8 protein-coding genes, 1 tRNA gene, 2 pseudogenes and 1 riboswitch are annotated in these 10,202 nt (G+C 72.0%); of the genes and pseudogenes, 7 read left to right on the top strand and 4 right to left on the bottom strand.

Features of this window, described 5'->3' with window-relative positions; all coding sequences use genetic code 11:
• Positions 1 to 26: 26 nt before the first annotated feature.
• A riboswitch (ZMP/ZTP riboswitch) is annotated at positions 27 to 120 on the bottom strand.
• 117 nt (positions 121 to 237) lie between these two features.
• Positions 238 to 456 carry a dodecin gene (locus FH715_RS22840; RefSeq protein ID WP_139648327.1) on the top strand — a complete coding sequence of 73 codons (219 nt, stop codon included), beginning with the start codon at positions 238 to 240 and terminating at the stop codon, positions 454 to 456.
• 36 nt (positions 457 to 492) lie between these two features.
• Here FH715_RS22840 and FH715_RS22845 read toward each other — a convergent pair whose 3' ends face one another.
• A complete protein-coding gene (locus tag FH715_RS22845; RefSeq protein WP_246108907.1) occupies positions 493 to 1,449 on the bottom strand; it encodes a carbohydrate kinase family protein in 957 nt (318 codons plus the stop codon).
• 239 nt (positions 1,450 to 1,688) lie between these two features.
• On the opposite strand from FH715_RS22845, the gene FH715_RS29385 reads away from it, so the two are divergent.
• Positions 1,689 to 2,438 carry a hypothetical protein gene (locus tag FH715_RS29385; RefSeq protein ID WP_139648329.1) on the top strand — a complete coding sequence of 250 codons (750 nt, stop codon included), beginning with the start codon at positions 1,689 to 1,691 and terminating at the stop codon, positions 2,436 to 2,438.
• An 88-nt stretch (positions 2,439 to 2,526) separates the two neighbouring features.
• On the opposite strand, the gene FH715_RS22855 is transcribed toward FH715_RS29385, so the two are convergent.
• Positions 2,527 to 4,083 carry a peptidoglycan recognition protein family protein gene (locus tag FH715_RS22855; RefSeq protein WP_246108908.1) on the bottom strand — a complete coding sequence of 519 codons (1,557 nt, stop codon included), beginning with the start codon at positions 4,081 to 4,083 and terminating at the stop codon, positions 2,527 to 2,529.
• A gap of 485 nt (positions 4,084 to 4,568) precedes the next feature.
• On the opposite strand from FH715_RS22855, the gene FH715_RS22860 reads away from it, so the two are divergent.
• Entirely contained in the window at positions 4,569 to 5,513 is a 945-nt protein-coding gene (locus tag FH715_RS22860) for an alpha/beta fold hydrolase (protein ID WP_139648331.1), read from the top strand.
• A 134-nt stretch (positions 5,514 to 5,647) separates the two neighbouring features.
• On the top strand, positions 5,648 to 6,463 hold the full coding sequence (locus FH715_RS22865; RefSeq protein ID WP_139648333.1) for an SAM-dependent methyltransferase: 816 nt from the start codon (positions 5,648 to 5,650) through the stop codon (positions 6,461 to 6,463).
• A 95-nt stretch (positions 6,464 to 6,558) separates the two neighbouring features.
• Here FH715_RS22865 and FH715_RS22870 read toward each other — a convergent pair.
• Together FH715_RS22870 and FH715_RS22875 are read right to left on the bottom strand one after the other, a co-directional pair.
• Positions 6,559 to 7,487, bottom strand: a pseudogene (locus FH715_RS22870) (helix-turn-helix domain-containing protein).
• Positions 7,488 to 7,688: 201 nt separating this feature from the next.
• Entirely contained in the window at positions 7,689 to 7,925 is a 237-nt protein-coding gene (locus tag FH715_RS22875; protein WP_139648335.1) for a DUF397 domain-containing protein, read from the bottom strand.
• 232 nt (positions 7,926 to 8,157) lie between these two features.
• Between FH715_RS22875 and FH715_RS22880 the strand changes: the two genes are divergently transcribed.
• From FH715_RS22880 to FH715_RS22890, 3 genes and pseudogenes are all read left to right on the top strand, one after another.
• Positions 8,158 to 8,787, top strand: a complete 630-nt coding sequence (locus FH715_RS22880; RefSeq protein ID WP_139648337.1) for an ATP-binding protein — start codon at positions 8,158 to 8,160, stop codon at positions 8,785 to 8,787.
• Positions 8,788 to 8,916: 129 nt separating this feature from the next.
• Positions 8,917 to 9,004, top strand: a tRNA-Leu gene (locus FH715_RS22885).
• Between the two features lie 252 nt (positions 9,005 to 9,256).
• Positions 9,257 to 10,061, top strand: a pseudogene (locus FH715_RS22890) (IS5 family transposase).
• Positions 10,062 to 10,202 lie beyond the last annotated feature (141 nt).

The raw sequence follows: 10,202 nt of genomic DNA on the forward strand, positions 1-10,202 counted from the left end.
TCACTCAAGGCCTCCTAGGCAGACGTCGCGACGGCCCAGGCGCACGGCTCCACATCGCATCGCTGGGGTCGCTTCCCGATGGTTGGGCCCATCTCGTACGCGCCAGTCACGACCCACCGGGAGCGTAGCATCGCGGACCGACACCACCGACTGCCGCCCCGGGCCGCTCCCCCGGGTGCGGAGGGCGGCCACCTGGGGCACCGTGGGAGGTCAGCGGCACAGCCACGGGAGGTCAGCGTGTCCGACCACATCTACCGGGTGACCGAGATCGTCGGCTCCTCGCCGGAGGGCGTGGACGCGGCGATCCGCAACGCGATCGAACGCGCCTCGCGCACCCTGCGGCAGCTGGAGTGGTTCGAGGTGACGCAGGTCCGCGGGCACATCGAGGACGGACGGCCGGCGCACTTCCAGGTGGGGCTGAAGGTCGGCTTCCGGTTGGAGGACGCGGGCTCCTGAGCGGTCGCCCGCCGCGCCCGCGCGGCGGGCGCGCGTTCAGCCCCGGTCGGGCGTCTCCGCCCCGCGCGTTCCGTCCGGGGCGGCCGTGTCCGCGCCCTCCCCGTCGAGCAGGGCCCGGGTGGGCGGGTCGGCGCCCTCGCGCGCGCAGGTGAGCGCGGCGCACCGGGCGCAGCGGGCGAGGACGGCGGCGAGAACGGCGGGGTCGGTGGGGACCGCGCCGCGGCCGGCGAGGTCGTCGAGCAGCGCGGACTGGAAGGCGTCGCCCGCGCCGACCGTGTCGACCACCGCCACCGCGGGCGCCGGTACGTCGACGCGGTGCGCGGCGGTGAGCCCGAGCGCGCCCTCCGCTCCCCGGGTGACGACGACCAGCTCGGGACCGAGCGCGCGCAGCGTCTCGGCGGCCTCGCCAACCGTCAGGTCGGGGTAGAGCCAGGCCAGGTCCTCGTCGCTGGCCTTGAGCACCCTGACCTCGCCGGCCAGCCGTTCGGCGAGCGCGCGGTAGGCGGAGCGGTCGGGGAGCACGGCGGGCCGCACGTTGAGGTCGGCGACGACCAGCCGGCCCAACGCGCTCTGGGCGGCGGCCAGTTCGAGCACGCGGGAGGCGCCGGGCTCGACGGCGACGGCCAGCGAGCCGGTGTGCACCACCGCGGTGTCCTCCGGGAGGTCGAGCGCGGTCGGCGCCCAGGAGGTGAGGAAGTCGTAGTGGGCGGAGCCGTCCGCCGCGAGATAGGCCAGCGCCACGGTCGTCCTCGCGGGACCGCCGGTGGGCAGCCGCACCACCTCGACGCCGGTGCCGGCGAGATGCTCGGCGACCAGCGCGCCCGGCGGGTCGTCGCCCCAGCTGGTGAGCAGGGTGGCGGGGCGTTCCAACCGGTGCAGGCCGACGGCGACGTTGGCCGGGCTGCCGCCGGGAACGGCGCGCGCCTCCCGGGAACCGGTCCGCCACAGCAGATCCACCAGGGCCTCGCCGACCACGGCGACCCGAGCCGTCACGTGCACCATCCCTCCGGCCGACCCGACCCTCGGGCGCGGCATCGGCCCATCCTGCGGGGCGGACGCGGGACCGGGCAAGTGGCTGACCTGGAGCGGGGGCCGGCGGCCCGGCGCGTCAACCCGTCACGCGTGTGGCAGACATCGCGGCGTGGGCGCCGCGCCCGCGGGTACGGTGACGCGCAGTGGCGTGAGGGCGCGGCCGGTGGGGGTCGGGCCGCCGGCCCGACCGAGGGAGTGGCGTGGCGACGGGGTTCACCGTGGACATAGCCAGCGCGGACGGAATGCGCACCGCGGAGTGGACGATCGGCGAGGAGTTCCTGATCCGTCCGAACCGGCGCGGTGAGGACGCCGAACCGTCCGCCCGCGTGCGGCTGTTGGCGCCCGAGGGGCAGGAGACCACGGCGGAGTTGGCGGCCTCGCTGGCGGCGCGCCCGGTGACGGTCGCCGAGGTCGAGGAACGGCTGCGGCTGCGCGGCGGCGGCCAGCCGCACCCGGTGCTGGCGCTGACGGACCCGGACGGCGCGACGTTGGCGACCGTGCTGCCGGAGGAACGGGTGCCCTGGCCGCGGCGGTTTCGCGTCGTGGACGCGGAGGACCGGCCGCTGGCGGAGATCCGGCACGCGCCGGCACGGTTCGGCCGGCGCTGCGAGTGGCGGATCGACCCGGCGGACGGCGGCGATCCCTATGTGGGGCGGCGGGGTTCGGTGGGCGGCTGGCTGGTCTTCGCGCTGGCGTTCCCGCTCTGGCTGGTGATCTTCCTGGGCTGCCTGCTGCTCTCGCTGCTGACGCTCGGTCAGGTGTCGGAGATGGTGGTCTGGGGCTATCCGCGCAGCGTGATCTGGCACCGGCGGGGCGCTCCCCCGGGGTCGCGGGCGCTGACGTTCGGCCATCTGCGCACCGACTACCACCACGACCCACGGCAGTTGGACTCGCGACTCGCCTACGCCCAGGCCGCGTTGCACTACTTCGACGTGATGCACCACGACTGAGGGTCCGTCACCCGCCGTGCGCGCGGGGGCCGTCGGGGGCGCGCGGTGTGCGCGTTCCCCGACGGCCTCGTGGTGCCCGGGTTCCGGTTCAGCGGCCGGACTGGAGCGCCTCCCAGGTCGCGGGGCCGACGACGCCGTCCGCCTCCAGGTCGCGGTCGGCCTGGTACTCCCGGACGGCCGCGCCCGTGTTCGGGCCGAACTGCCCGTCCACGTCCACCGTCTGGCCGAGGGCGGCGGTCAGCGCCCGCTGGAGGCGGGAGACCGCCTCGCCCGAACTCCCCTCGCGCACCGTGGTGGTGGCGCCGGCGGACAGCAGCGCGGTCCAGGTGCGCGGGCCGACGACGCCGTCGGCTTCGAGCCCCTTGGCGGACTGGAAGCCGCGCACGGCCGCCGCGGTGCTGGGCCCGAACTGGCCGTCGACGGTGCCCGCGTTCTGGCCGTTCTGGTTCAGCAGGTACTGGAGGGCGGTCACCTGGGCGCCGGTGGAGCCGTCCCTGAGGGTGTCGTAGGCGGGGAAGTCCAGCGCCGGCGGGCCGGGTTCGCCGGGGTCGCCGCCGACCAGCTCCATGTAGTAGTCCCAGTCCCAGTGGGGTCCGGGGTCGGTGTGGTCGTTGCCCGGCACCTCGACATGGCCGACGATGTGCTGCCGGTCGAGCGGGATGCCGTGCTTGTCCGCGAGGTGGCGGGTCAGGGCGGCGGAGGAGCGGTACATGGCGTCGGTGAACCAGGAGGCTTCGTCGACCCAGCCCTCGTGTTCGATGCCGACGCTGTACGGGTTGCCCGACCTGGCGTGCCAGGCGGTGTCCCGGTCGCGGACGGACTGGGTGACCTCGCCGTCCGAGGAGCGGATGGTGTAGTGCGCGCTGACCTGCGCGTCCGGGTTCTGGAACCAGGCGATCGAGCCGGCGTAGGAGCCCTGGGTCACGTGGATGACCACGGTGTCGATGGCCTGGGTGCGGCCGGTCGCGAAGTTGGCCGAGTGGGCGGGGGCCCACAGCGCGGGCGGGTAGTCCTCGCTGAGCGCGCCGAAGTCGGCAGCCGCGTACTCGCCGCGTTCCGGATCGACCGCGCTGGGGTCGACGGTGACCGTTTCCCCGCCTTCCACGACGGCGCTGAGTCCGTCGGCGAGCAGTTCGTAGACCGTGTCGGCGTAGAGCCGGGCGGTGGCGTCCTGTTCGGCGCCGCCGTAGCGGGCGACGACGGGGTACCAGGCGTCGATGTCGGCACGGTCGGCGGCGGTGAGGCCGAGACCGTCGGCGTACGCGCGTAGAACTGCCGCTCCGCCCTCGATGTTGGCCGCCGTGTCGGCGCGCAGCTCGGCGGCGTCGAGGCCGGTGGCGTCGGCCGCGGCGTCCAGGGTGCGGTGGCCGGGGTTGTCGACCAGGTGCATGACGCCGTAGCCGCGGGCGTGGCTGGGGGCGCCGTCGTGGTCGTTCAGTCTGGTCTCTCCGTAGCCGACGGCGACCAGCAGGTCACGGGGAACCTGGTAGGCGTCGGCGGCCTCGGTGAAGGCGGCGTCGACCGGGGCGGACGCCTCGTCCTGCGCGGCGAGCGCCGGCGTCGCCGCGGCGAGCAGGCCGGCGAGGGTCACGCCCGCCAGCGCCAGGGTGCCGTGCCGTCTGTGTGGGGCAGATCGTCTGAACACGCTTCTCCGTTCGCGGTCGCGGACGCCGGCGCCCTCGTGGGTGCGGACGCGCGGCGGGTCCCACCCTGATCCTGGGCCATGGTCATGTCAATGACGCGCGTCGACTCGCCTTCGATCAACTCCCCCGAGCCGCCATCGGGGTGACGTTGCCTCACCTCCTCCCCGTCGCGTCCGCGCCGTCCGTCCGTGCGGGCCACCGGGACCCGGGCGTCCGGTGCCGGGTGTGTCCCCTCGCCGCCGCCCGGGCCCCGGGTGAACATCGAGGTCGCCCGGCGAACGGCTCGCGGACCCGTGGGCGCGCGGACTCATGACCTGGCCTCCGGCCGGGAAGCGTTCGCAGAGCGCCCCGGGGCACCCGCGCACCAGCCCCACGCACGAGTCCCGAACGGGGCGCGCCGCGCGGCGACCCGCGCGTGACACCCGCACACGAGACACCCGCACACGAGACGCACGAAGCGCGACGACCTCACACGAAGGAGCAGACGGTGGAACAGGGAACGCCGACCACGCCCCCACGCGCCGACTTCCACACCGCCAGGGACGGGGTGCCGATCGCCACCTACCGCTGGTCACCGGACCACGGCGGGCGCCCGCACGCGGTGGTGCAGATCGTGCACGGCGCCGCCGAACACGCCCTGCGCTACGACCGGTTCGCCCGCGAGCTGGCCGCACACGGCTACGCCGTGGTCGCCTCCGACAACCGGGGCCACGGCGCGACCGCCGCGCACACCGGGGGCCTGGGCGCGGTGGGCGCCTCCGGGTGGCGCTCGACCGTGGAGGACCTCAGGATGGTGGGCGACCGGACGCGCGAAGCCCACCCGGGGGTGCCGCTGGTGATGCTCGGCCACAGCATGGGCTCCCAGCTGGCACGCGACTTCGCCCAGGAGCACGGAGAGACGCTGCGCGGTCTGGTCCTCAGCGGCACGTTCCGCTCGCTGCCCGGGTGCGAACCGACCGGGGCGATCGCCGCGCTCCAGGAGGAGATCGAGCACGGCGGCCGGGACGCTCCCTCCACCTTCGTCCCCGACCTCTTCGCCTCCTTCAACGACCCCTACCCCGCGCGCACCGGGTTCGAGTGGCTCAGCCGCGACCCGGCCGAGGTGGACGCGTACGTGGCGGACCGGCGCTGCGGCTTCGCCTTCGGCGCCGGGCTCTCGTTGGACTGGGTGCTGGGAGTGCGCAAGATCAACGATCCGGAGCGGCAGGCGCGCGTGCCGAGGGACCTGCCGGTCCATGTGGCGGTCGGCGAACAGGACCCCTGCCACAGCGGGATGAGCCTGGTCTACGAACTGCTGGAGGACTTCCGCTACCACGGCACCCGGGAGCTGACCTGGCGCGCCTACCCGGAGGCCCGGCACGAGATCCTCAACGAGACCAACCGCGACGAGGTCCAGGCCGACCTGCTGACCTGGCTCGACGCCCACCGTTGAGCGGGCACGCCACGGAGGCGGGCATCGACATTCGGACAGTTGTGCTCTCAGCGGGCATGATGAACCGTCAACTTCCGTGCGGCGTGCGAGGATGCGGCCCTGTTGTGCAGGTTCGAGGAAGAAGAGAGGTTCGCATGGCCGGAGCCGAGGACGTCACCACCCGCGAGGTGGACGTCAACGTGCCCAGCGTCGCACGCATATACGACTACGCCCTGGGAGGGAAGGACAACTACGCGGTCGACCGCGAGGCGTTCGACCAGCTGGAGCGGACCGCGCCCAGCACCCGACCCCTGGCGGTCAACAACCGCCGATTCCTCCAGCGGGCCGTGCGGATCCTCTCCGAGGACTACGGCATCCGGCAGTTCGTCGACCACGGCTCCGGTCTGCCGACCCAGGACAACGTCCACCAGATCGCCCAGCGCAGCGACCCCGACGCCAAGGTGGTCTACATCGACAACGACCCGATCGTGCTCGCGCACGGCCGGGCGCTGCTGGAGGAGAACGCCAACACGGCGGTCATCCAGGCGGACTTCCGCGACACGGACGGGATCTTCGACCACCCGGACCTGGTGCGGCTGATCGACCCGAACGAGCCGGTGGCCGCGCTCTTCGTCTCGGTGCTCCACTGCATCCCCGACGAGGACGACCCGACGGCGCTGGTCCACAGGGTCGCCGACCGGCTCGCCCCGGGAAGCTTCCTGGTGATGAACCAACTGGTCAGCGACGACCCGGTGTTGCGCGACGAGGCCACCGCCTTCATGAACGCGGCGACCCAGGGCAACTGGGGGCGGGTGCGCGAACAGGCGGATGTCCGCCGCTACTTCGAGGGGCTTGAGCTTCTCGAACCGGGGCTGTGCGAGATCAGCACCTGGCGCCCGGACAGCGACCTCGGGCCCAAGCAGCAGACCGAGGAGTGGATCGAGTACGGCGGAGTCGGCCGCAAGCGCTGAGCCCCGCTTCCGGCGCCGTGGACGGCGACGGAAACGACTGCGGGCCGGGGGCGTGCTCCCCGGCCCGTTGTTGTACCCGTGCGCCCGACGGCGGGTCAGGACAGGCCGTCGGCCTCGTCCAGTCCGGTCAACACCCGCTCCAGGGTGGCCGGGGTCCTGCCGTGCGGCTCTGCCGTCGCGCACAGGCTGTCCATCACGGCCAGGTAGTCCTCGACGTCCTCCCGCTTGTCCAGGTAGAGCGCGCTGTTGAGCTGCTCCAGATAGACGATGTCGGGAAGGTCGGGCTCCAGGAAACGCAGGATGGTGACCGGACCACCGGCCGCGGCGAGCCCACCGATCCTGAACGGCGCTATCTGAAGCGTGATGTTGGGCCGCTCGGCCATCTCCCGCAGATGCCGGATCTGCGCCCGCATCGCCTCGGCGCCGCCCATCGGGCGGGTCAGCGCGGCCTCGTCGACCACGGCCCACAACCTGGGCGCGCCGTCACGCAGCAGCAACTTCTGCCGTTCGAGCCGCAGTTCGACACGACGGTCGACCTGGCGGTCGGTGGCACGAGGGTTGCCGAGCCGGATGCAGGCCCGCGCGTAGTCGGCGGTCTGGAGCAGCCCGGGAACGAACTGGACCTCGTAGGTCCTGATCAGCGAGGCGGCTTCCTCAAGGCCGATCATGGTCTCGAACCAACTGGGCAGAACGTCACCGTACTTCTGCCACCAGCCCGGCGAACTCGCCTGCCTGGCCAGGGCGATGAACTGCCCGCGCTGCCCCTCGTCCAGCACCCCGTAGAGCGTCAACAGGTCGGCGATGTCCCGCTCCTTGGCGGCGACGCGCCCCAGCTCCAGACGGCTGATCTTGGCGTGCGAACCACGGATGGCGTCCCCCGCCGCCTCCCGCGTGATTCCACAGCCCTCCCCCGGAGTCGACGCAGATGAGTGCCGAGCACGATCCTTAGAACCGTGGGCCCGCCCCTCGGGTGAGTGAGCAGGTCCCTCACCGCATGGGCCGGTCCCTGGTGAGCTGACGTCATGTGGGTTCCCCTGAGCTGTTGAATTAGCGCTCAAGTGTTGCACTGTTCGGACGGGGCGTACAGTCGCCCCGGCCACACCCACGGTGACACATGGGCCTCTCACCACAGGGTAAGCGCCCGCTCGGGGAGACGGGGCCGACACCGGCCGGCCCCGTCACGTCAACCGTTGTCCGAACGGTCCGCCCCCGGGGTCAACCCCGTTCAGTCGACGAGGTCGTCGAAGTCACCGTCCCTGGCACCCCGCACGAACGCGGTCATCTCGGCCCTCGTGTAGATGAGCGCCGGGCCCCGGGGGTCCCGCGAGTTCCGCACCGCGACGCCTCCGTCGGGCAGGCCGGCCACCTCGACGCAGTTGCCGTTCGGGTTGCTCCGCGCGCTCTTCCGCCAGCTCACACCGGGGATCTGAGTGGCCGACACACCGTTCACGAACTCAGGCATCCGAACTCCTCGGCTTGTGGGGTGCCTTCACCGCCCGCCGTGGAGCGACAGGACGGCCTTCCCTGATACTGCCTCAACTCCTAGTGTTCTTGCATCCGTTCTTGCATACGTTCTTGCATCTGTTCTTGCGTTCGTTCTTTCAGATGTACTTGCAGGGATACTCTGAGTACCCCAGGATAGACTCTGCGGAGTCACCGCCAGGGTCATCTTGAACACCCGCGGAGGTCGGTTCATGTCAGCTCTCCCCTACGCCTCGATGGCGCCCCTCGCCGCTGCCGGGCGGCGGGCCACGTCCGCGGACGTGGCGGGCTTCGCGACGTTCCCCCTGGCGGGCGAGCCGGGCGCGCCCAGATCGGCGCGCGCGCTGACCCGCGCGACGCTGACGGACTGGGGACTCGGCGAGCTGGTCGGCGACACGATGGTCGTCGTCTCCGAGCTGGTGACCAACGCCCTCCGCTACGGCCTGCCGGCCGGCACCCGCCCGAGCCCGCTGCCGCCGGCCAGCGAGGAGCAGCCGCTGCTGCTGAGCCTGGTGCACTGCGAACGCTCGGTGCTCTGCGCGGTCTTCGACCCCGGCCAGGACGTGCCGCTGGTGCGCTCCCCCAGCCCCTGCCAGGAGTCGGGGCGCGGCCTGCACGTCCTGGAGGGTCTCGCGAGGAACTGGGGCTGGACGACGCCCGACCGCCACGGCAAGGCCGTGTGGGCGCTGCTCGCCGCCGAGGAGCCGGACGGCGAGGCGTCGGCGACGCCCCAGTGGGAGCCGCTGAGCCGGCTGCTGTTACTCCTTGAGCTGCTGAGCGGCCCCTCCTGGCTGAAGGCCCTCGGCTCCACCTCGGGCGCGGTCACCTCCCGCGCGAACTAGTGCCGCGCGACGCGCCCGCGCCACAGACCCTCGGCCCGTCCGGGCGGCTCGGATATGCGGAAACACCAGCCCTGGAAGCTTGGTATGGTGGGACACACCGCAGCGGCCGGAGCGCCGCGCGCACCTGTTGTCCGGGTGGCGGAATGGCAGACGCGCTAGCTTGAGGTGCTAGTGCCCGTTTAAGGGCGTGGGGGTTCAAGTCCCCCCTCGGACACCACATCTTCCCAGGCCTGACCTGCGGTTTCCCTCCGGTCGGAGGCTCTCGGAGGCCCCATATGGCCAGCCGCGTGGCCAACGGAAATGACCTTGTTGGATCAGGCGAATGAGGCCAACCCGATCCGGGCGACACCGGTTCCAGCCAGCTTCTTCGCAGAATCGGCCCGGCGCCGCCCTTAGAGCTCGTGACACGATCTTGTGATGCGGTGCTGGCGGCCGTGTCCGGTGCGAGGATTGGGCCGTTCGTGAGGGTGTGAGCAGGCCGTGGATTGTGGACGACGCGTTGTGGGCGGTGATCGAGCCGCTGCTGCCGAAGTGGCCCGAGCGGTCACCGGGCCCGCGACCGGTGGACGACCGGCGGTGCCTGCAAGGCATCCTGTTCGTGCTGTACACCGGGATCACCTGGCAGCAACTGCCCCTGGAACTGGGCTTCGGCTCCGGCCAGACCTGCTGGCGCAGGTTGGGGCGATGGCAGGAGGCCGGCGTCTTCGACCAGCTGCACCGCATACTCCCGGCTGAGTTGAACGCGGCGGGGAAGATCGACTGGACGCGAGCCTGCGTGGACGCCTCCCACGTGAAGGCGAAAAAGAGGGCCAGGCGACCGGCCCCTCGCCGGTCGACCGGGGCAAGACCGGCAGCAAGCACCACCTGATCTGCGACGGGCACGGTACACCGCTGAAGGCGATCACCACCGCCGCCAACGTCAACGACGTCACGCAGACCCTCGCCCTGGTCGACGGCATCCCGCCCGTCGCCGGTCGAGTCGGACACCCACGCAAGCGCCCTGACGCCCTCTTGAGCGACAAGGGATACGACAGCGACCCCAACCGCCGTGAGCTGCGGAAACGCCGCATCCTGCCAGTCATCTCCCACGAGGGAAGCCCGAACATCGAGAGCCTGGCAAGCTCCGCTACGTCGTCGAGCAAACCTTCGCCCTACTGCACCAGTTCAAACGCCTCGCCATCCGCTGGGAACGCCGACTCGACCTACACAACGCCCTCGTCACCCTCGCCAGCGGCCTCATCTGCTGGCGACGCCTGAAACACCGCACACCATGATCGTGTTACGAGCTCTTAGGGCTTGCCGGGAATCAAGTCGTGGCTTCTGGCTGTGGGACTCGTTGTGCTGGCATGGGGAGACCGGAGGGGATCGAGGATGTCCTGGCGGCGAAGTTCCAGGCGTTGATACCACATCTGGAT

Origin of the sequence: Streptomyces sedi, assembly GCF_006335015.1 — a bacterium.
GTDB classification, from domain to species: domain Bacteria; phylum Actinomycetota; class Actinomycetes; order Streptomycetales; family Streptomycetaceae; genus Streptomyces; species Streptomyces sedi.